The 20,186-nt window shown below is 70.4% G+C and carries 18 protein-coding genes; 7 read left to right on the top strand and 11 right to left on the bottom strand.

Annotated features, from left to right (window positions below):
- Window positions 1-116 precede the first annotated feature (116 nt).
- Together AABM36_RS03180 and AABM36_RS03175 are read left to right on the top strand one after the other, a co-directional pair.
- Window positions 117-785: a TetR/AcrR family transcriptional regulator gene (locus tag AABM36_RS03180; protein ID WP_423447355.1), complete on the top strand. Its 669-nt coding sequence runs from the start codon at window positions 117-119 to the stop codon at window positions 783-785.
- A 71-nt stretch (window positions 786-856) separates the two neighbouring features.
- Entirely contained in the window at window positions 857-3,355 is a 2,499-nt protein-coding gene (locus AABM36_RS03175) for an MMPL family transporter (protein WP_423447353.1), read from the top strand.
- A gap of 96 nt (window positions 3,356-3,451) precedes the next feature.
- On the opposite strand, the gene AABM36_RS03170 is transcribed toward AABM36_RS03175, so the two are convergent.
- The 8 genes from AABM36_RS03170 to AABM36_RS03135 form a co-directional block, all read right to left on the bottom strand.
- The gene (locus AABM36_RS03170) at window positions 3,452-4,045 is read right to left on the bottom strand and encodes a DUF3817 domain-containing protein (protein ID WP_019310840.1); all 594 of its coding nucleotides are present in this window, start codon (window positions 4,043-4,045) and stop codon (window positions 3,452-3,454) included.
- Window positions 4,042-5,121 carry a hemolysin family protein gene (locus AABM36_RS03165; RefSeq protein WP_124109651.1) on the bottom strand — a complete coding sequence of 360 codons (1,080 nt, stop codon included), beginning with the start codon at window positions 5,119-5,121 and terminating at the stop codon, window positions 4,042-4,044. Before AABM36_RS03165 ends, AABM36_RS03170 begins: the two co-directional genes overlap by 4 nt.
- A complete protein-coding gene (locus tag AABM36_RS03160; protein ID WP_249494227.1) occupies window positions 5,118-6,662 on the bottom strand; it encodes a hemolysin family protein in 1,545 nt (514 codons plus the stop codon). The genes AABM36_RS03165 and AABM36_RS03160 overlap by 4 nt, the downstream gene beginning before the upstream one ends.
- A gap of 207 nt (window positions 6,663-6,869) precedes the next feature.
- Window positions 6,870-8,282 (bottom strand): TIGR01777 family oxidoreductase, encoded by a 1,413-nt coding sequence (locus tag AABM36_RS03155; RefSeq protein WP_423447351.1) that lies wholly within the window; start codon window positions 8,280-8,282, stop codon window positions 6,870-6,872.
- A 61-nt stretch (window positions 8,283-8,343) separates the two neighbouring features.
- Window positions 8,344-9,471 carry a Gfo/Idh/MocA family protein gene (locus AABM36_RS03150; protein WP_423447350.1) on the bottom strand — a complete coding sequence of 376 codons (1,128 nt, stop codon included), beginning with the start codon at window positions 9,469-9,471 and terminating at the stop codon, window positions 8,344-8,346.
- 222 nt (window positions 9,472-9,693) lie between these two features.
- Window positions 9,694-9,831 (bottom strand): hypothetical protein, encoded by a 138-nt coding sequence (locus tag AABM36_RS03145; RefSeq protein ID WP_423447348.1) that lies wholly within the window; start codon window positions 9,829-9,831, stop codon window positions 9,694-9,696.
- 252 nt (window positions 9,832-10,083) lie between these two features.
- Window positions 10,084-10,881, bottom strand: a complete 798-nt coding sequence (locus tag AABM36_RS03140) for a carbon-nitrogen hydrolase family protein (protein WP_423447346.1) — start codon at window positions 10,879-10,881, stop codon at window positions 10,084-10,086.
- A gap of 142 nt (window positions 10,882-11,023) precedes the next feature.
- On the bottom strand, window positions 11,024-11,416 hold the full coding sequence (locus AABM36_RS03135; protein WP_423447345.1) for a DoxX family protein: 393 nt from the start codon (window positions 11,414-11,416) through the stop codon (window positions 11,024-11,026).
- Window positions 11,417-11,539: 123 nt separating this feature from the next.
- Between AABM36_RS03135 and AABM36_RS03130 the strand changes: the two genes are divergently transcribed.
- From AABM36_RS03130 to AABM36_RS03120, 3 genes are all read left to right on the top strand, one after another.
- A complete protein-coding gene (locus AABM36_RS03130) occupies window positions 11,540-12,355 on the top strand; it encodes a sulfurtransferase (protein ID WP_110919410.1) in 816 nt (271 codons plus the stop codon).
- Window positions 12,356-12,450: 95 nt separating this feature from the next.
- Window positions 12,451-13,284, top strand: coding sequence for a hypothetical protein (locus AABM36_RS03125; RefSeq protein WP_423447344.1), 834 nt, complete (start codon window positions 12,451-12,453; stop codon window positions 13,282-13,284).
- A gap of 296 nt (window positions 13,285-13,580) precedes the next feature.
- Window positions 13,581-14,312, top strand: coding sequence for a hypothetical protein (locus tag AABM36_RS03120; RefSeq protein WP_233542843.1), 732 nt, complete (start codon window positions 13,581-13,583; stop codon window positions 14,310-14,312).
- Window positions 14,313-14,521: 209 nt separating this feature from the next.
- Here the strand turns inward: AABM36_RS03120 and AABM36_RS03115 are convergent, their stop codons facing one another.
- On the bottom strand, window positions 14,522-15,946 hold the full coding sequence (locus tag AABM36_RS03115) for a dihydrolipoyl dehydrogenase family protein (protein ID WP_423447342.1): 1,425 nt from the start codon (window positions 15,944-15,946) through the stop codon (window positions 14,522-14,524).
- A gap of 125 nt (window positions 15,947-16,071) precedes the next feature.
- Here AABM36_RS03115 and AABM36_RS03110 point away from each other — a divergent pair, with 125 nt between their 5' ends.
- On the top strand, window positions 16,072-16,749 hold the full coding sequence (locus tag AABM36_RS03110) for an enoyl-CoA hydratase/isomerase family protein (RefSeq protein WP_423447340.1): 678 nt from the start codon (window positions 16,072-16,074) through the stop codon (window positions 16,747-16,749).
- Window positions 16,750-16,915: 166 nt separating this feature from the next.
- Here AABM36_RS03110 and AABM36_RS03105 read toward each other — a convergent pair whose 3' ends face one another.
- Both AABM36_RS03105 and AABM36_RS03100 read right to left on the bottom strand, forming a co-directional pair.
- Window positions 16,916-17,500, bottom strand: a complete 585-nt coding sequence (locus AABM36_RS03105; RefSeq protein ID WP_126874860.1) for a maleylpyruvate isomerase N-terminal domain-containing protein — start codon at window positions 17,498-17,500, stop codon at window positions 16,916-16,918.
- A gap of 214 nt (window positions 17,501-17,714) precedes the next feature.
- On the bottom strand, window positions 17,715-18,197 hold the full coding sequence (locus AABM36_RS03100) for a GNAT family N-acetyltransferase (protein ID WP_229568181.1): 483 nt from the start codon (window positions 18,195-18,197) through the stop codon (window positions 17,715-17,717).
- Between the two features lie 671 nt (window positions 18,198-18,868).
- On the opposite strand from AABM36_RS03100, the gene AABM36_RS03095 reads away from it, so the two are divergent.
- The gene (locus AABM36_RS03095) at window positions 18,869-20,176 is read left to right on the top strand and encodes an ISL3 family transposase (protein ID WP_423447338.1); all 1,308 of its coding nucleotides are present in this window, start codon (window positions 18,869-18,871) and stop codon (window positions 20,174-20,176) included.
- Window positions 20,177-20,186 lie beyond the last annotated feature (10 nt).

The raw sequence follows: 20,186 nt of genomic DNA, 5'->3' as shown, positions 1-20,186 counted from the left end.
CTCCGAGCGGCGCAGGCATCGTCCCGGGGAATGAGTCGTGGGACGTGGCCCACAGCTATTTGCAGTAACTGCACATACCCGGTTACTCTCGGGTGGTGATCGGACACTGCACACGGATGGGCACGGCACGGGACGGGCGGGGCACGCGCCGCGCCTCCACGCGCCGCGACATCCTCGCGGCCGCGGAGGAGCTCGTGCTGGAGAACGGCCTCTCCGGCCTGCGCACCAAGGACCTCGTGCTGCGCTCCGGGGTCTCCGAACGAACCGTCTTCAACCACTTCGACATCATCGAGGACACCGCGCTGACTAGGATCGAGGAGTACCTCACCCCCCTGTTCAGCGATCTGGACGTCCCGACCGAGACCCCGGTGGAGCAGCTTCCCGCCGTCGTCCGGGACCGCGTCCTCACCCACCTGGCCACACCGGCCGGACTGGAGTGCCTCACCGGCTTCGTCCGGCTGGCCGCGGCCCTCGCGCCGGACTCCGGCGAGGTCCTGACCCGTCACGTGGTCCTCACGCTCACGAGCATGGGGAGCCTCGCGAGCTCGGAGGTGGAGGAGACGCGCCCCGAGCTGTCCGTGGAGCAGCAGCTGCGGCTGCGGCTCTACCTGAGCAACCTGGCGCTGGCCATGGGCCTCGGCCTGGCCCGCGCCGCGCTGCACCGCCTGCCCAAGGAGGTCCTGACCACGCTGGAGGTCAGGGACCGCATTCCTCCGGCAGAGGAGCTCGTTCCCCACATCGAGTGGGCCTTCCAGCAGGTGGACGCCGGCCTGCCGCAGCTGTGACGCGTCCTCCACAATCCACCGGCGGGACCCTGGAGTCCCGCCGACCCGCCCTACAGACCGGTAAGTGAGTCATGGCGAAATTCCTCTACACCCTGGGCGGCTTCGCCGCCCGCAGGGCCTGGGTGGTCATCACCACCTGGCTCGTGATCCTGCTCGCCCTGGGAGGCGCGTTCCTCGCCTTCAAGGGCGAGCTGAGCAACAACATCACGATCCCCGGGACCAAGGCCGCACAGGTCCAGGACGACCTCGCCGGGGCGTTCGACATGAACGCGGACGCCGGAGTGGGCCAGGCCATCGTCTCCACCACGGACGGCAGCCGGATCACCGACCAGCAGAAGCAGGCGGTGGCCACCGCGCTGAAGAAGGTGGACGGCATCGACGGGGTGGACTCCACCACGGACCCGTTCGCGCAGCAGAAGCAGCTGGACGACGGCCGCAAGCAGCTCGAGGACGGCCGCTCCCAGCTGGAGCAGGGTGAGCAGCAGCTGCACGACGCGCAGAGCAAGATCGACGCCGCCCGCTCCAAGATCCCGTCCAACGCCCCGGCGTCCGCCACCCAGCAGATCGACCAGCAGCAGTCCCAGCTGGACGAGCAGAAGAAGAAGCTCGAGGAGCAGAAGCCCGAGCTGGAGCGCAACGAGAAGAAGCTCGAGCTCACCAGCGAGTACGGCTCGGTCTCCGAGGACGGCACCACCGCACTGACGGGCGTCACGTTCGAGAAGGAGATCAACGAGGTCTCCAAGGACACCCTCCAGGATGTGCGCTCCGCGTTCGAGGACACGGACCTGCACGGGCTGGAGGTCCAGTTCGACCAGAACCTCGAGGGCATGACCGAGATGGGCGTGACCTCCGAGATCATCGGCATGGTGATCGCCCTGATCATCCTGCTGATCATGCTCGGCACGTTCGTGGCCGCCGGACTGCCCGTGCTCATGGCCCTCGTGGGGGTGGGCGCCGCGTACCTGGGGGCGTTCACGCTCTCAGACGTGGTGGAGATGAACTCCACGACCCCCGCCCTGGGCTCCATGCTGGGTCTCGCGGTGGGCATCGACTACTCCCTGTTCATCCTCAACCGCCACCGCAACAACCTGCGCCGCGGCATGGGGATGCACGAGTCCATCGCCCTGGCCACCGGCACGAGCGGCAACGCGGTGCTCTTCGCCGGCACCACCGTGGTGATCGCGCTGCTCGCCCTGAACGTAGTGGGCATCCCGTTCCTGTCCGTGATGGGCAACGTGGCCGCGTTCGCCGTGGTGATGGCCGTGGCCGTGGCCGTGACGCTTACCCCGGCCATGCTCTCCCTGATCGGGCGCCGCGTGATGCCCCGACGCCGCTGGGACGCCATCCAGCGCCGCGCCCAGCTGCGCCGCGAGGCAGCGCAGACCGTGGGTGAGGACGAGCAGCACACCGCGGACCGCGCCCACGCCCTGACCGCCGAGCGGGACACCACCCCGCGCGGCTGGCTCAAGGTGGTGCTCGCCAAGCCCGTCCTGACCATTCTGGCCACCGTGGCGGTCCTGGGGATCATCGCCGTGCCCATGGGACAGCTGCGGCTCGGCCTGCCGGACGGCAGCAGCCAGAGCGAGGACTCGGGCGCGTACAAGACGTACAAGATCGTGGAGGAGAAGTTCGGCGCCGGGCGCAACGGCACCGTCGTGGCCGCCGCCTACCTGCCGGACGGCACCACCGAGGAGCAGGCCCAGGACCTGCAGGTGGACCTGGGAGAGCAGCTGCGCGAGCAGGAGCACGTCTCCGCCGTGGTGCCCGCCGCGATCAGCAAGGACCACTCCATGCTGCTGTACCAGATCATCCCGGACGAGGGCCCCAGCGCCGAGTCCACCACGGACCTGGTCAACAGCCTGCGGGACCTGCACCTGGACACCCCCGAGGGGGATGCGACCTTCGGGGTCACGGGTCAGACGGCCATGAACATCGACATCTCCGAGAACCTCTTCAAGGTGCTGCCGGTCTACCTGGGCATCGTGGTGGGGCTGTCGCTGATCGTGCTGATCCTCGTCTTCCGCTCCATCTGGGTGCCGCTGTCCGCGACGATCGGGTTCCTGTTCTCCCTGCTCGCGGCCTTCGGTGCCACCGTGGCCGTGTTCCAGTGGGGCTGGCTGGGCTCGCTGTTCAACGTGACGGAGCCCGGGCCCATCCTGAGCTTCCTGCCCATCCTGGCGGTCGGGATCCTCTTCGGGCTCGCCATGGACTACCAGATGTTCCTGGTCTCTGCCATGCGCGAGGCGTTCAGCCACGGCAGGGACGGGAAGACGGCAGTGGTCGTGGGCTACAACCACAGCGCCCGCGTGGTCGTGGCCGCCGCGCTCATCATGACCGGCGTGTTCATGGGCTTCGTGTTCAGCGGTGACCCGATGATCGCCTCGATCGGCTTCGTGCTCTCCGCGGGCGTGCTCTTCGACGCCTTCGTGGTGCGCATGACGCTCATCCCGGCACTCATGCACCTCATGGGCTCCAAGGCCTGGTGGTTCCCGAAGTGGGCGGAGCGGATCGTCCCGGACGTGGACGTCGAGGGCGCCTCCCTGGAGCGCCCCGCACAGCCCACCCACTGAGCGCTGCGCCGAGCAGTCCACCGACCGGCCGCCGTCCCGCTGAGCGGGGCGGCGGCCGACGGGCGTTCCGGGCCGGGTGGGCCGGAGTTCAGGCGCTCAGGAAAACCACTGGGTGGGCGGGCCCGCGGTGAGCAGCACGGCGAACAGCAGCGCCACGAGCACCAGCAGGGCCAGCCCGCAGAGCACGGGCCAGCGCAGGATCACCGCCAGCAGCTTCTCCGCCGGGGTGCGTGCCGGTTCACGCCCGGCCACGCTCCCGGTGTCGGCGCCCGCGGCGTCCCCGGGTCGTGCGGCTTCCCCGGTGCCCGCCCCGCGCGGGGGCGAGGCTGCGGCACCGGCCGGTCGGGCGTCGTCGTCGTGCTCCGGGAGGGTGCCCGCGGGGGCCACGCGCCAGGAGTCCGAGAGCAGACCCCGGCGCTCCACGTGCCGCTCGAACGGGACGGTGGCGAACGGGACGGCCGAGAGCACCAGGCCCAGCACACCGGTGCCCGCGGGCCAGCGGCGGTCCGTCCAGACCACCACGGTGGACACGCAGTAGCTCAGGAACACGAACCCGTGGATCCCGCCGCCCAGGCGCACGGGGAGGTCCCCGGCGTGGAGGACGTACTTGGCGAGCATGCCGAAGATCAGCAGCGTCCAGGTGACGGCCTCGGCGGTGGCCGCCGTGCGGTAGAGCCTGCGGGGGCTCACGCGGCGGTGTCCTGGTCCGGCTTGCTGGTGGCGTCCCGGACCTCGCCCACGAGCTCCTCCAGGACGTCCTCCAGCGCCACGATGAACACCGACTCGTCGGACGTGCGGGAGTCCCGCGCCACCTCGCCCACCAGGGCGAAGTGCGCGCCTTTGGCCTGCATGGTGCGGGTGACCTTGCGCAGCTTGTCTCCCGGAGCCACGCGGGCGAAGCGCCGCACGATGGCCGGGGGGATCGACTGCTCACGCGCCGTCTCCGGCAGGCCCAGCACGTCCTTGGTGTGGATGTAGCCCATGAGCCGCTCCTCCGCGTTGCGCACGGGGAAGCGGGAGTAGCCCGTCTCCGCGCACAGCTCTTCCACGCCCGCCACCGTGATGTCGAACGGGACGGTGCGCATGCCGGTCAGGGGCAGGGCCACGTCCGCGGCTGTCTTGTTCTCGAAGTTCAGGGCGCCGGTGAGCAGACGGATCTCGTCGTTGTCCAGCAGCCCCTCGCGCCCGGACTCGGCCACGAACCCGCGGACGTCGTCCGAGGTGAACGCGGAGGCCACCTCGTCCTTGGGTTCCACCTTGAACAGCCAGCGCACCAGGTGGTTGGCGGTCTCGTTCATGACCCAGATGGTGGGCCGGAAGACCACGGTGAACCCGTGCAGCACGGGCCCGAGCACCTGGGCCACGCGGCTGGGGACCGCGATGGCGATGTTCTTGGGCACCATCTCGCCCAGGATCATGTGCAGGAACGTCACGATGAGCAGCGCGATCACCAGGGCGATCGGGTGCAGCAGCGCCTCGGGGACGCCCAGCGCCTCCATGGGGACCTCGATCAGGTGCGCGATCGCCGGCTCGCCCACGGCGCCGATCAGCAGCGAGCACGCCGTGACACCCAGCTGCGTGGCGGCCAGCGAGGTGGAGACGTTCTCGATGCCCTTCAGGGCATACTTCGCGGAGCTGGAGCCCTCGGCGGCCAGCGGTTCCAGCTGGTCGCGGCGGGCGGAGACCACGGCGAACTCGCTCGCCACGAAGAACGCGTTCCCCGCGAGCAGCAGGACCAGGATGATGATGGCTGTGCTGGTGGTCATCGTTGCTCCTCCCCGGGATCCACGTCGGACACGTCCTCGTCACGGTGGAAGCCGGGGGCTCCCCTGTTCTCGCCCTGCGAGAGGCGGAACTCCTCCGCCGTCTCGGGCTCCCGGTTGTCCCCGCCCAGGGGGTCCGGTCTGCCGGGCGGCTGCCACGCCGTCGACGTCGTGGAGCCGCCGCGCTCGTCCGGGTTGCCACCCACGCGGTGCACCAGGATGCGGTCCACGCGGTGCTGGTCCATGCGCATCACGTCCAGGCGGATCTCCGCCTTGGTGGGGAGGTCGTCGTCGTCGCGGTGGAAGTGGTCCACGGCCTCCACGGTGAGGGTGTCCCCCACCTGCGGCAGCCGGTCCAGCTCCTCGGCCATCAGACCGCCCAGGGTGTCCGACTCCTCGCCCTCGGGCATGTCCACGCGCAGCACGTCACCCAGCTCGTCCGGGCGCAGCAGCCCGGAGACCACCAGGCCGCCGTCGCGCGTGCGGCGGAAGCGCTGCACCCGGGTGTCCTGCTCGTCGTCGATCTCGCCCACGATCTCCTCGATCAGGTCCTCCAGGGTGACGATGCCGGCGGTGCCGCCGTACTCGTCCACCACCACGGCCAGCTGCAGCCCCTTGACGCGCAGCTGGCGCATGAGGGGGTCCAGGGTCATGGACTCGGAGACCACGTCCGCGGGGACGCACACGTCCGAGACTCGCACGACGGCGCGCTCGTCGAACGGCACCGCGAGCGCGTGGGTGTAGTGCACCACGCCCACGATGTCGTCCACGGTCTCGCCCGTCACGGGGAACCGGGAGTGCCCGGTCTCCGACGCCGTGAGCAGCATGTGCTCCACGGTGTCCTCGGCGTCCAGGAAGGTGACACGGGGCCGGGGGCGCATGACGTCTGCGGCGGTGCGGTCCCCGAACTCGATGGAGCGGGCCACCAGTTCGGCCGTGCCGGCGTCGAGCGTGCCCTCACGGCCGGAACGGCTGACCACCGAGGCGAGCTCCTCCGCGGTACGGGCGTTGGCCACCTCCTCGGTGGGGGTGAAGCCCAGCACCTTGAGCACCGCGTTCGCGGAGCTGTTGAGCATGGACACGAGCCACCCGAAGACCGTCATGAAGAGCTTCTGCGGGAGCACCACCGCGTGGGTCACCCGCATGGGGTCCGCGATGGCCCAGTTCTTGGGCACGAGCTCGCTGAACACCATCTGGCTGAAGGTGGCCACGACGAACGCGGCGACCGTGGCGATTCCCACCGCCACGGCGTCGGGAACGCCCGCCCAGCCGAGACCCTCGGTGAACAGGGTGCCCAGACTCGGGCCGGTCAGGTAGCCCGCCATGAGGCTCGTGACCGTGATGCCCAGCTGGGCACCCGAGAGGTTGGTGGAGGTCTTCTTGAGGCTCTCCTCGATCACCACGGCGCGCTTGTCCCCGGCCTTCTCGGCGCGCTGCACGGCCTGGCGGTCCACGGTGAGGAACGCGAACTCCACCGCGACGAACAGTGCGTTGGCCAGCACCAGGAACAGGAAGGCGAGAAGGAGGAGCCAGGCTGTCAGCACCAGCTCACCCCGTGGCGGGGCGCGGACGCGCGGAGGGGAAACGGGGAACCGGTCGAACGGGAGTCAGGGGAACAGCTGCGCTGCCCCGGACTGTCCGACTCCTTGTCATCGGCCGAGGCGAGCGCACCGAAGCACGCCGCGGGCCGGTTGTGTTGAGATGTCACGTACCCAGAATACCGAATGCGCGCCGTCCTACCGTGGCCCGTGTCAGCTCACCCGCCCCAGGATGTGCTGGGCGCACCCGCGCAGGTCCTCGTTGCGGAACCGGTAGCCGCTGGCCAGCAGCTTGCCCACGTCCACGCGGTGGCTGGCCGCCACGAGCTCCTCGGTGGCCTGGGCCCCCAGGACGGCCCTGGGGCCTGCCAGGGGCGTGGGAACCACGGCGGGGCGGTGCAGCACACCGGCCACGGTTCTGGCGAAGTTCTTCTGCCGTTCGGGCTGGGGCGCCGCCACGTTGAAGGGGCCATCGGCATCCTCGGTGAGGGCCAGGTGCGCCACCGCACCGGCCATGTCGTCCAGCCCGATCCAGCTCTGCCACTGCTCGCCGCCGCCCATGGGCCCGGACAGGCCCGCCTGCATCAGGGGCAGCTGGGGTTTCAGCAGCCCGCCCGTGGGGGACAGCACCAGACCGGTGCGGACGTTGACCACGCGCATCCCGTACGCGGTGGCTCCGTGGGCGGCGCGCTCCCACTCGCGGCACACCTCGGCGAGGAAACCGTCCCCGGAGGACGAGTTCTCCGTGAGCACCTCGTCCCCGCGGCCCGTGCCGTAGTAGCCGATCGCGGAAGCCACCACGAGGGCACGCGGACGCTTCGCGGCGGGCACCTGACCCAGTGCGCGCACCAGCAGGTTGGTGCTGTCCACGCGCGAGTCCATGATCTCCCGCTTCTTCTCGGGCGTGAAGCGCGTGGCGATGCTCTCCCCGCCCAGGTGGATCACGACGTCGATCCCCTCCAGGTCACGCGGGTTCAGCAGGCCCCTGTCCGGGTCCCAGCCGATGACACCCTCACCGGTGGAGCCGCCGCGCTCGAGCCGGACGACCGTGTGGCCCCCGGTCTCGAGCAGCGCGCACACCTGCGAGCCGATCAGCCCGGAGGACCCGGACACCGCAAGGGTGAGCCGTGGGCCGTCGTGCTGCTCGTGGAACGCGAGGTCCGCCTTCAGCTGGCGCTCCCGGTACGCGAAGATCCGGTTCAGCTGGGGAGTCATGACCCGCTCGCCCAGGTCGTTGAGCTTGCCCGCCCACTGCGGCAGCGGACGCACGGTCACCCGGTCCCGGATCAGCGTGCCGCTGGACTCCGTCTCCTCGAAGACGTGCCGGTGCTCCCACTCCCCCAACGGACCCTTGGCCATGCGGTCGGTGAAGTAGTGCGGCGGGTCCCACTCCCCGTGCTCGGCGGTCCACGGCAGGTGCACCATGCCGAACGTGCCCGGCACGGACACCCCCAGCTTCGCCTCCGAGCCGGGCTCGATCCCGTCCGACGGCGCCTGGCGCACCTGGTCCGGGCCCCCACCGAAGGGCGGGGTCAACCGGGGCAGCGCGCCGGGGCGCTCGTGCCACGCGAACACCTGCTCCCGCGGTTGGCTCAGGCGGGTCTCGTGGATGTACTCGTGCGTCATGACGCTGCCGTCCGTTCGTTCGTCAGGGCGTGGTGGGTGCGTTCCCGCGGGCCGGGGCGGGTCAGCCGTTCTGGGGGACCTGGTCCACCAGCTGCTCGTCCCCGGGCTCGTCCGCCGGGGTCACGCGGCGCACCTGCTCGGAGGTGACCATCCGCTCCCGACGCCGTGGCTCCAGCTGCACCGGCGCCCCCGTCTCCAGGGACTTCAGCACCGCCTCGTTCACGCGCACGTCCAGCAGACCCTCCTCACCGGTGGGCTCGGGGGCCTCCCCGCTGCGCAGGCAGTCCACGAAGTACTGAGTCTGACCGCCGAACTGCTCCACGGGATCGTGGGCGAAGCTCTCGGAGGACCCGCTCGTGGTGAGGGTGTACTCGATGCCGGTGTCCGGGCCGAAACCGAAGCACGGCTCCGCGGAGATCTCCCCCTCCGTGCCGGCCACGGTGAAGCGCTCCACGGACTCGGAGGCGTACGTGATGGTGAACTGGGCCACCCGCTCGCCGGGGAACGTGAGGGTCACGGCCACCGTGTCGTCGAAGTCGAAGCCGCGGCCCGGGGTGCGCACGCCCTTGGCGTAGACCTCCACGGGCTCGTCGTGGAAGAGGTTGCGCACCATGTTCTGCGGGTAGGTGCCCATGTCCGGGATGGGCCCGCCCCAGTACCCGGAGTGGCCGCGGTGGTTCTCCTCGGTGATGTCCTGGGAGAACACGGAGGAGAAGTACCGGGGGTCCCCGATGACCTTCTGGTCCCGGACCTTCTCGATCATCTCCACGGTGCCCGGTTCCTGGTGCAGCCGGTAGGCCACCATGAGGGTGGCGCCGCTCTGCTCGGCGGCGTCGATGATGGCCTGGCAGTCCTCCACGGAGGTCTCCATGGGCTTCTCGAGCAGCACGTGGATCCCAGCCTTCAGCGCCGGTTCCGCGAATTCGCGGTGCCGGAACACCGGCGTGGCCACGTACACGGCGTCGATGTCGCCGGACGCGAGCAGCGCGGGGTACTCCTCGTACGAGTGGATGGCCACGCCGAACTCCTGGCCCAGCTCCTCCGCCTTCTCCGGGCTGGAGGTCACCAGGGCGGCGAGTTCGGCGTCCTCGATCCTGCTGAGACCGGGGATGAACGCCTGCTGGGAAATCTGTCCGACGCCCACCACCGCGAAGCGGACGGGACGGTCGTGAGAAACGGTGGCAACCATAGTTCTGACCTCCGGCATGTCGGGGACGGGCCACGCACACGAGTCAGGGGCTCATGGCGTGCTCTGCCACCACTGTAGGCATGCGCCCCGAGCGGTGTCAGTGCCCGTTCACCCACCGCGCACACACCCACTCGGCGCCCCTCTCGGCGCGGCACCCTGGTGCACCTGACTTCACGCGGGCGATCCGCACGACGCCGCCGCGGCAGTCGCGGCGCACCGCACTCACCGGGCGGCCCCCGCTCCGCGGCCGTGGGCGCGCAGGTTCGCTGCGCGGGATTCGAGCTTCTTCGTCACGAACCTGTTCCACACCGCCTGGGCGCCGTAGCCCAGGAGCGCGAGGACCACCACGAGCGCGAACACGGTGGGACCGTACGAGAGGACGGCCTCCCTGAGTATGGGATGAAGCGGACTGTCGGATGAGAAGATCTGAATCATCTGCACGATGGATTCACCTCGTTCGTAGGTTGCCGGCGAGAGTGGCTCGCCGCGGCACGAGGGTCTTCCAGTCGTCCGGACAACCCCGTCCCGAGTCAACCAAGCCTAGAGACGGATCTCGGTGGTGCCCATGGCCATCCGGCCAGATTTCTGGCGGGCACGACCTGCCCTGGACGCCTACAGCTCCCGCGCGTTCTTCAGCACCGGGATGGAGTTACGGGTGCGCTCCACGAGACCCATGTCCAGGTCCACCACGGCATAGTCCGGGGCGTCCCCGAGGGACGTCACCACGGATCCGTCCGGGGCCGCCACGATGCTGTGACCGACGCCGCGGGGCGCCTTCTCCGGGTTCTCCTCCCCCGCGGCCAGGGGGTTCGCCTGCCCCACGGCCACCACCCAGGAGGTGGTGTCCAGTGCCCGGGCGTGGGCGAGCAGCTCCCACTGCTCCGCCTTGCCCGGTCCGTCCCCCCAGGACGCACAGACCACGGTGACCGTGGCGCCGTCGTGCGCCAGGCGGGTGAACAGCCGGGGGAAGCGGATGTCGTAGCAGGTGGCGACGCCCACGGTGGTGTCTCCCACGGCGAAGGTGACGGGCTCCTCGCCCGGGTCCACGGTGTCCGACTCCAGGAAGCCGAAGGCGTCGTAGAGGTGGATCTTGTGGTAACCGCGCACGGTGCCGTCCGGGAGGGCGATCAGCACGGTGTTGCGCACGCGGTCGCCGTCACCCGGCGTGAACATGCCCGCGACGATCGCGAGCGAGTGCTGCTGTGCGAGCTCTGAGACGGCCGAGGCCCACGGGCCGTCCAGCGGCTCGGCCACGCCCTTGAGGCTGCGCCCGAACGCGACCATCGTGGCTTCGGGCAGCACCAGCAGGTCCGCGCCGTCCTCCCCCGCGCGACGGGCGAGGTCCGTGACGAGCCGCAGGTTCTCCCGGGGATCGTACGAGCTGAGCAGCTGGCCGAGTGCGATGCGCATGGGTGCCACCCTAGACGCCGACACCGCCGGGTCGTGAGACCGCGTCGCGGCGACGGGACCGCACTCGCGGCCCCGGTACGGGCGGCGTGCGCCCGGCCGTGAGAGGGATGCAGCCCGGCGAGCGCGTGGCACCCCGCCACCCTCAGGCGTCGCGTGCGATCTTCACCGCGCTGACGATCATCGGGATCTGCAGCGGCAACCGCCCCAGGGAGATGACCTGCTTGGACGCGGGCTCGTGCCGCCAGTCCCACGCCATCTTCCAGTTCCCGGGCCACACGCCCACGAACAGCGCGGCGGACACGGCCCCGCCGACGCGGCGGGTGGCCGGGACCAGCAGCAGGGCGGCGGTGGCCAGTTCCACGTACCCGGAGTACACGGACCACTGCCGGGCGGTCCCGGGCAGCTGCTCCGGAACCAGCTTGTCGAACCCCGCGGGGCGGACCAGGTGCAGCACCCCCATGCCGGCCAGGGCCAGTCCGGAGAACACGGCGGAGCGGTTGGCCTTGCGGCGGGCGGTCATCGGTTTCGTCGTCATGGCTTCACGGTACCGGTGGGTAGGCGTCGGCGCAGGACGCACGACGACGGCGTGGCCCCCACTGCCCCGGGGGACCTACCCTGGAACGCAACGAGCAGCGTCGTCGAACCGAGGAGATGCCCCGTGGACCCCTTCGTCTCCCCCGAGTGGCTGGCCGAGCACCGTGACGAGGTGGTGCTCGCGGACGCCCGCATGTACCTGGACGGGCGCAACGCGGAGGCCGAGTACCTGCAGGGGCACCTGCCGGGCGCGGTGTTCGTGAACACGGAGACCGCCCTGGCCGCACCCGCCGCCCCCGAGGGTGGGCGCCACCCCCTGCCGGAACCGGAGGACTTCGCCGCGGCGATGTCCCGCGTGGGCATCGGGGACGACACCACGGTGGTCGCGTACGACGACGCCGGGGGCGTGATGGCCGCGCGTCTCGTGTGGATGCTGCGCACCACGGGCCACCACGCCGCGCTGCTGGACGGCGGCCCCGCGTCCGTCCCCGCCGCGGATCTGGAACGCCGGCGCACCGTGCTCCCGGAGGCCCGCTTCACCCCCGTTCCATGGCCGCGGGAAGCGCTCGCCACCATGGATGAGGCCGCCCACGGGCCCGTGGTCGTGGACGCGAGGGACCGGGCCCGGTACGCCGGCACCACCCCGGATCCCGTGGATCCGCGCTCGGGGCACATCCCCGGCGCCGTGAACGTCCCGTGCCGGGAGCACCTCGCGGAGGACCGGACGCTGCAGCCCGTCGAGGAGCTGCGGGCGCGTTTCGAGGCCGCCGGGGTCACAGACGCGAGCCGCATGATCTCGTACTGCGGTTCCGGGGTGACGGCGTGCCACAACCTGCTGGTGGCCGAGCACGCCGGGCTGGGCGTGGGGCGGCTGTTCCCCGGCAGCTGGTCCCAGTACTCCCACACGGACCGACCGGTGGAGACGTCACCCGGTAGCTGAACCGCCCGTGGGGGTACTGACACCTCGCCCGCCGCAGTGCCAAGATGGAGCACACGCCACGTGGCCCGCGCCACGACGACATCAGGAGGCACGACATGACCCAGCAGCCCGAGAACACGGATCCCATCGCGTCCGCCGGTCAGATCGACGACCCGGACCAGCCCACCACCATGAAGGGCCAGGACGACTCCCGCGCCGGCCGTGACACCCAGCCGGACGAGAGCGCCACGGACGGGGACCCCGACCAACCGGGCACATCCCGCCACGCCGCGTCCGCTCCCCGTTCGGGAACCGTCCGCGACGCCGACGGCGCCACCGCCGCCTCCGCGACCCGGGGCGCCGTCCGTGACGACCGCGGCGAGACCGTCGGCAAGCCGCCCAAAGCCATCCGGGAAACCGGTGTGCCCGTGGTGGACGGCGACGCCGTGGATGCCGCGAGCGCGCGCGAGGTGGACTCGGAGGCGCTGGCCGGAACCCGCAAGTTCCAGCCCCGCCCCGGGGACGCGAACCCGAACGTGTCGGACAACCCGGAGAACTTCCCGGACCACGAGAACCGTTCCGCGCACGAAGGTGTCGCGGGCGGGGGTGACGTGCGCGAGCATACGTCGGACCGGGACATGGTGAACCGGAACCTCTCGGACCTGGATCGGGACACCGATGACCGCCACGTGACCCGCCGGGAGACGGTGGACCGCACCACCGCCGATGCGCAGGCCTCCGACCAGGACACCACCCGCCAGGACCGGGACACCGATGACGGCAACAGCACGGTCCAGTACGAGAACCCGGAGAGCATTCCCGCCGTGGAACCCGTGCGCCACTCGCGCATGGTGGAGGAACGCGTCCAGGAGCAGGAGCGGGACTTCGACCTCGGGACCACGGAGGACGGCGAACGCTACCTCACCCCCAAGGACGTTCCCGGGGCCTGAGCGCACCCACGACGCACGCCCGGCCGGATGCCCCTCCGGCCGGGCGTCTGCGTGTCCGGGGTTCGAGGACACCCCGCCCCGGTGGCCCGTCGCGTGCGCCCCCGCGCCCCGGGCCGAGCACCTGTCCCCCAAAGATCACTCATGTCCACCCGATGTCATCACCGCAGGTCAGAGGCGAACTTCCCCGGTGTTGGCGGGTTGTGTATGCGTTTGCAAAATCACGACTCGGTCACGGGGCGGGCAGGGCCTTGCGCGCCGTCGGTGATCTTGCGAACCTGTTTGCTATGGCGAAGCAAATGACACCTCGGATCCGGCTGGCCGCGGCCGCACTGATCGGCACGGTCGCGATCAGCGGATGCGCCGGCGGTCCCTCCTCCGGTCCCGACAGGGGTGGCGCGGCCGCGAGCGCCGACGGCGCTGCGCAGGGAAGCGCCCCGGCGACCGGTGCGACGTCGTCCGATCCCGCGGAACTGGCCGACGGTGTCACACCCGCCGAGGCGAACACCGCGGACGTCTATGAGCTCACGAAGACCTACACGGACCCGGACAAGCTGTTCACCGTGAAGTACCCCGAGAACTGGACGGCTCAGCAGAACCGGGGATACCTGGAACTCACCAGCCCGGACGGGAAGGTCACGGGCACGGTGGCCTCAACCAAGGCCCGCCCGCCCAAGGGCGGCTGGTTCACCCGCCCCACGCACCCCCTGATCGGGCACGAGACGGAGCTGGGGAAACAGCTGAACACCAAGGTGTTCACGTACTCCACCTATGTGGCGGCCCCGCAGCGCAAGGACCGCGAGGACGCCGTGCTGTGGGGACTCACGGAGTCCGACGACAAGGGCATCGTGCACCTCAAGAGCGGCAAGGGACGCGCGGACCTGTGGGCGGAGTTCTACTACGGACCCGTCAACGAGGGGAACCGCCCCCTGTCCCAGGCCAAGGGTGTCGAGCTGGTCAACGAGATCAATCAGACGGACGATGCCGGAACCGTGGACGCGATCCTGAAATCCGTCCGCTCCGGCTCATAGGGCCCCCACACCACCCGTCGTCCGTCGTGGCGGGGCGCTCCGCGCGGGGAGAGGAGCAGGCATGGTCATCCTGGCAGCACACCGAGCACCACGTTCACCGTGGCCGCCAGGATGACCGTGCTGAACACGCAGACAGCAGGCAGTGGCGCAGGATCACGGCGCCGCTTCCTCCCGTGCCCCACGCATGATGCCGGTGCAGCGCCGAGGGATCAGCGCAGGGCGGCGGGGAGGCTCTCGAGCAGCCGCAGCCAGATCTCGGAGACCGTGGGATAGCTGGGCACGGCGTGGCGCAGCAGCTTCACGGGCACCCGCCCCACGATCGCGATCGTCGCCCCGTGCACCAGTTCGGTGGCCTCCGGTCCCACGAACGTGGCACCCAGGAGGCACCCCGAGTCCTCGTCCACCACCAGTGTGGCGCGCCCGGCGGCGTCGTCCCGCAGCAGGGCGGCACCCGCAGCACCGGTGATCGGGGCCTCCGCGACGACGACGCCGTGCCCCGCCTCCCGCGCCTCGGCCTCGGTCATGCCCACGGCACCGACCGGGGGATCGGTGAACACGGCCTGCGGCACGGGAACGGGACCGTCCGGGGCGGTCTCGTGCCGTCCGGCGAGCCGGGAGCCGAGCACTCGGGCCTCGTACTTGCCCCAGTGGGTGAGCAGGGCGGTGCCGGCGGCGTCCCCGATCAGGTGCAGCCAGTCCGGCAGCCGCCCGGCGCGGGCGTCCTCCGGGGTGACCCCCACGGACTCCAGCCCCAGGTCGGTGAGGCGCGGCGTGCGGCCGGTGGCCACGAGCACCTCGTCCACCTCCAGCGGATCGCCCGTGGTGCGCAGCCGGACCGTGCCGCCGTGGATCCGGCCGAGACCGGTGTCCCGTGCGTCCTCGCGGTGAGCGGTCTCCACAGTCGTGTTCAGCCGCACGTCCACCCCGGCGTCCTCTAGGCCCGCGCGGACGAGCTCCCCCACGAACGGTTCGTTCTTCGCGAGCAGCGCGTCGCCGCGCACGAGCAGCGTGACGGAGGAGCCGAGCGCGGCCAGCCAGGTGGCGGCCTCCACGGCCACCACGCCGCCGCCCACGATCGCCAGGCGCGGCGGGACCTCCACGACCCCGGTGGCGTCCTTGGAGCTCCACGCGTGCAGACCCTCCAGGGCGGGCGGGACCACCTCGACGGAGCCGGTGGCGACCACCACCGCTCGCCGGGCGGCCAGCGTCCGCTCGCCGTCCGGACCGGTGACCCGGACGGTGCGGGGCCCCGTGATCGCGCCATGCCCGCGCACCACGCGCAGACCGGCGCCCTCCGCCCAGCGGACCTGCCCGGCGTCGTCGTAGTGGGAGACCCACGCGTCCCGGCGCGCGAGCAGCTCCCGCACCCGGACGGCCGGGGAGTCCACGCCGTCCAGGTGCGCGGCGGTGCGCGCCACCTCCACGGGGCGCAGCAGGGCCTTGCTGGGCATGCACGCGTAGTAGGAGCAGTCCCCACCCATGAGGGCCTCCTCCACGATGACGGCGGAGAGCCCGCCCTCGTGGGCGTACTGCGCCACGTTCTCCCCCGCGGGCCCGCCGCCGATCACGACGACGTCCGCGACGTCCTCCGCGCTCGTGCCGGTTTCCGGGGTGCTCTGGTTCGCGGTGGTCATGAGGGCTCCGTTCGTCGTGGCTGTGGGGCGAGTCTAGATGGATGGTGCGCACCGCTGTTCCCGGTGCGGCCCCGGCGCTGGTTGCCCAGCCGCGTCCATGCGCGGGCGTGTGCGATGCTGACGAGATGACTCAGCTGACCCGCCAGGAAAATGTCTTCGTCCTCGACATCAGCGACTCGCCCGAGGGCGACCACCGCTTCACCCACGAGCGGATCCAGGCCATCGACGCCGCCCTCACGCAGGTGGAGTCCACACCGGGGGATCTCGCGCTGGTGATCACGGCGCAGGGCAAGTTCTTCTCGAACGGTCTCGTGCCGGATCTGTTCGTCGAGCCCGGATACGGCAAGGCGTTCCAGGGACTCCTCGCCCGTCTCCTGGTCCTGGAGGTCCCCACCGTCTGCGCGGCCAACGGCCACTGCTACGGCGGTGGGCTGCTGCTGGCCCTGGCGTGCGACGAGCGCTGCGCCCGGTCGGAGCGCGGGTTCCTGTGCCTCCCGGAGACCTCCATCGGGGTCCCGTTCACCTCCGGGCTAGCCGCCCTGGTCTCCGCACGCCTCGCGCCGCGCGAGGTCCACCGTGCGATGATCCTGTCCCAGCGCTACGACGCCCCCGCGGCCGCCGCGGCAGGAATTGTCGACGACGCCGTTCCCGGCGCGGATCTGCTGGCCCACGCCGTGCGCCGGGCCGGTGAGCTGAGCCCGCTCCGCGGCTCCGTCCTGGCCACGAACAAGCGGCGGCGGTACGCGGAAGTCGTGGAGGCGCTGCACCGCGCTGAGCCGCTCACCGTGGAGTCGGACGCCTGAGCCAACCTCTTGATGCTGTGCGTACGCGGCGCACCACCCGAGTCACACCGTCTTCGCGCCAGCATGTCGCGGGACGGGTGGGACTGGCGCGGTGGGCTCACGCCCGCCCGTGTTCCACGGCCGGTGACAACTGAAAGAAGCCGCAGCACCCAACGGACGCAAGAAGTCAGTGCGCGATAGGGACAGTGGCGTCCCACGACCACGCGTCTAACCGAGGGCATTCGCCCAGGGGTGCTCGACCGCAGCTGTAGAGAAGCACGGCAGTGGGATCACCGGTGGGTGAGTTGGGGAAGAGCCGATCCAGTAGTGGCGTGCACAAGGTCGCGGGTGGCTTCCATTCCAGACGCAGGCCACAGGCCATGTCATAGGTGTGAACAAGGACCTCGACGGCACCCATTGCAGCGAACCCGGAGCCGTCCGACACTCCATAGGGGTGCCAGCCCGTGGCCTCGGGCTGGGCGTTCTCGACGGCCAGCTCAAGCATTCGGCCGCACATGGCGATTGCGTCAAGAATCTGGCGGTTAGTTGCGTTCGGATCGATCACGGCGTCAATGGGCAGATAGTTGTCCTGGGGTTCGGCGATCATCTGGGACGCGTAGGAGAACAGATCGTCTGCCACGTGCGCCGCCGTGTCACGGCAGGACCACTCCACGTCGCCGGCGGGCACTACCCACGATGTGTCCACGACTGCACTCAACAACGACCGCATCTGCATGACCGAATTGCCGAGCACTTTCGTCATCAAATCCATGCTTAGAGACTAGTGCCGCGGCTCCCCGCAGCACCCCGAGGTTTCTTTGCGTAGTTGGGTGTGAGGGGACGGAGACGCGCCGCCGCCCCCAGGGAGGTCGGGCTGGGGTCATCGTGATCAGCCGGTTGTCATATGGCGCGGGCTGATGTTCTCCCCGAGGTGCACCGTGGTCAAGGCCGAGGAGTCATGGCTGTCCTCCGGGACCAACCGCATCTCAAAGATGGGCCTGTCCGCTTCCGCAGGCCATTGCGAGACGAGGCGCCGCGAACCGGGCCCTCTCCTCGGAGAGTTCGGCAGCAAGTTGCGGGCCGAGGGCCTCATCCGGAAGAGGGTGAAACCCCAGCTTCCGGTAGTAGGGGGCATTCCACGGGACGTCGGCGAAGGTGGTCAGCGTCAGCCGTTCATCGCCGCGGTCGCGCGCCCACGAGGCGACGGCATCGACCAGGTCTGCTCCGATGCGCTGCCCGGCATGATCTGGGTGAACGCTGACCTGCTCGAGGTGAGCGCTCCCGTCGCGCTCGACGGCTAGGGCGTAGGCCACGACCTGGTCGTCGACCGTGGCAACCCACACCCGGCCGTCCGATGCATGCCCCGAGAGTTGCTGAACATCGGGCAAGGGGTCGTCGGCAATCTCCGGCATCCCAATCGAGCGGAAAGCCTCCCCCGCGGCGGCTTCAATGGTCGGCAGGCTGAGCACGTCTGCAGGGAATGCTAGACGAATCACGGGCATCTACTCAGAGACCTTGGGTGCTGAGACGGCAACGGGTAACGCCGTAGCGGATGAATAAGGACACAGCCGAGGCACGGGGAAAGCAGTCACTCGCGGTGGAATGCCTGCGCACGCTCTATAGCGTGGGCGATCTGCCGGGCTTGCGCGACCGAGTCCACAACAACCGCGTATCGATTTCCCGCACGGGTTGCGATGTCGACTCGGCCCTTCCCACCCGTGCTGAGTCGGACGCCACGGGGGGGGGACTTTGCTCGACCTGTCACAACCCAATTCACAAAGCCGTGATTGAGACCGTCGTCCTCGTGAGTACAGACAGAGGCGATGTCGGGCAGCAGCAGGGAGCGGCGATAGAGGGGTGCCAGGAGTGTCACCGTCCCGGCTTCCGGATCAACCGACACACCCACTGACAGCCCTGCCGATGCCAGCCAATTACCGCGGGACGTGAAGTGCATGCGACCTGTGTCGCTCAAGCTTCACCACCCCGATCCTGTCTAGCGCATGTTTAATCTTCGCTCGGCGCACATACTAGGCTCTTCAGAGTTGAGGGTGTAGTTCGGGTTGGCGCGTCGGTCGCCGGATAGGGGTCGAGGCCTCCCGAAGATGAAGGTTCCTACACGCCTCATCTGGAAGACCTCGACGTGCCTGACGCTACCTTCGCCTGCCCTGATGTGACCACCTTCGCCCGCCTGGACGAGCTCGGCCTCGAAGTCGTCGGGCAGCGCCTCGATCCTGACCGGGCGGTCCTGGCCTGCCGGATCGTCGCTACGGACCAGTGGTGCCGTCGCTGCGGATGCGAGGGGACGCCCCGGGACACGGTGATCCGGCGGCTGGCTCACGAGCCACTGGGCTGGCGCCCCACGATCCTGCGGGTCACGGTCCGCCGCTACCGGTGCACCGGGTGCGGACACGTGTGGCGCCAGGACACCAGCCCGGCCGCCGAGCCCCGGGCGAAGCTCTCCCGCCGGGGCCTGCGGTGGGCGCTGGAAGGCATCGTGTGCCAGCACCTCACCGTCGCCCGCGTGGCCGAGGGCCTGGGAGTCTCGTGGAACACCGCCAACGACGCGGTCCTGGCCGAGGGCCGCCGGGTCCTCATCGAGGACCCCACACGGTTCGACGGCGTGGCCGCGATCGGCGTCGACGAGCACGTCTGGCGGCACACCCGCCGCGGCGACAAGTACGTCACCGTCATCATCGACCTCACCCCGGTCCGCGCCGGGACGGGTCCGGCCCGGCTGCTGGACATGGTCGAGGGACGCTCCAAGGCGGCGTTCAAGGACTGGCTGGCCGAGCGCGAGGACGCCTGGCGCCAGGGCGTGGAAGTGGTCGCGATGGACGGGTTCACCGGGTTCAAGACCGCAACCACCGAGGAGCTGCCCGAGGCCGTGGCGGTCATGGACCCCTTCCACGTCGTGCGCCTGGCCGGCGATGCCCTGGATGCGTGCCGGCGCCGCGTTCAGCAGGACACCCGTGGCCACCGCGGCCGGGCGGGCGATCCCCTCTACTCGGCTCGCCGGACCCTACTCACCGGAGCGGGCCTGCTCACCGACAAGCAGCGGGACCGGCTGGAGAAGCTGTTCACGGCCGACGCCCACGTCGAGGTCGAAGCCACCTGGGGGATCTACCAGAGGATGATCACCGCCTACCGAGAGCCCGACCGGGCCCGAGGCCGAGAGCTGATGCAGCGGCTGATCGACTCACTGCGCCACGGCGTCCCGGATGCGCTGAGCGAGGCGATCACGCTCGGACGGACCCTGGCCAAGCGCGCCGCCGACGTGCTGGCCTACTTCGACCGCCCCGGCACATCCAACGGCCCGACCGAGGCGATCAACGGACGGCTGGAGCACCTGCGCGGCAGCGCGCTGGGGTTCCGGGACCTCACCAACTACATCGCCAGATCCCTGCTGGAGACCGGAGGGTTCAGGCCGCGACTACACCCTGGATCGTGAAGAGCCAGGA

The sequence above is a fragment of the Kocuria sp. KSNUG genome (genome assembly GCF_049532735.1).
Classification (GTDB): Bacteria; Actinomycetota; Actinomycetes; order Actinomycetales; family Micrococcaceae; genus Kocuria; species Kocuria rhizophila.
The sequence above is the reverse complement of the archived record's forward strand: the minus strand, read 5'-3'. Positions and strand labels throughout refer to the sequence as shown.

What these genes read in the sequence shown, in the direction of transcription:
- AABM36_RS03165 (WP_124109651.1), bottom strand. Translation starts at nt 5,121, where the DNA reads ATGACCACCAGCACAGCCATCATCATCCTGGTCCTGCTGCTCGCGGGG.
- AABM36_RS03150 (WP_423447350.1), bottom strand. Translation starts at nt 9,471, where the DNA reads ATGGTTGCCACCGTTTCTCACGACCGTCCCGTCCGCTTCGCGGTGGTG.
- AABM36_RS03125 (WP_423447344.1), top strand. Translation starts at nt 12,451, where the DNA reads ATGACCCAGCAGCCCGAGAACACGGATCCCATCGCGTCCGCCGGTCAG.
- AABM36_RS03110 (WP_423447340.1), top strand. Translation starts at nt 16,072, where the DNA reads ATGACTCAGCTGACCCGCCAGGAAAATGTCTTCGTCCTCGACATCAGC.
- AABM36_RS03140 (WP_423447346.1), bottom strand. Translation starts at nt 10,881, where the DNA reads ATGCGCATCGCACTCGGCCAGCTGCTCAGCTCGTACGATCCCCGGGAG.
- AABM36_RS03180 (WP_423447355.1), top strand. Translation starts at nt 117, where the DNA reads ATGGGCACGGCACGGGACGGGCGGGGCACGCGCCGCGCCTCCACGCGC.
- AABM36_RS03115 (WP_423447342.1), bottom strand. Translation starts at nt 15,946, where the DNA reads ATGACCACCGCGAACCAGAGCACCCCGGAAACCGGCACGAGCGCGGAG.
- AABM36_RS03120 (WP_233542843.1), top strand. Translation starts at nt 13,581, where the DNA reads ATGACACCTCGGATCCGGCTGGCCGCGGCCGCACTGATCGGCACGGTC.
- AABM36_RS03155 (WP_423447351.1), bottom strand. Translation starts at nt 8,282, where the DNA reads ATGACGCACGAGTACATCCACGAGACCCGCCTGAGCCAACCGCGGGAG.
- AABM36_RS03175 (WP_423447353.1), top strand. Translation starts at nt 857, where the DNA reads ATGGCGAAATTCCTCTACACCCTGGGCGGCTTCGCCGCCCGCAGGGCC.
- AABM36_RS03105 (WP_126874860.1), bottom strand. Translation starts at nt 17,500, where the DNA reads ATGGATTTGATGACGAAAGTGCTCGGCAATTCGGTCATGCAGATGCGG.
- AABM36_RS03135 (WP_423447345.1), bottom strand. Translation starts at nt 11,416, where the DNA reads ATGACGACGAAACCGATGACCGCCCGCCGCAAGGCCAACCGCTCCGCC.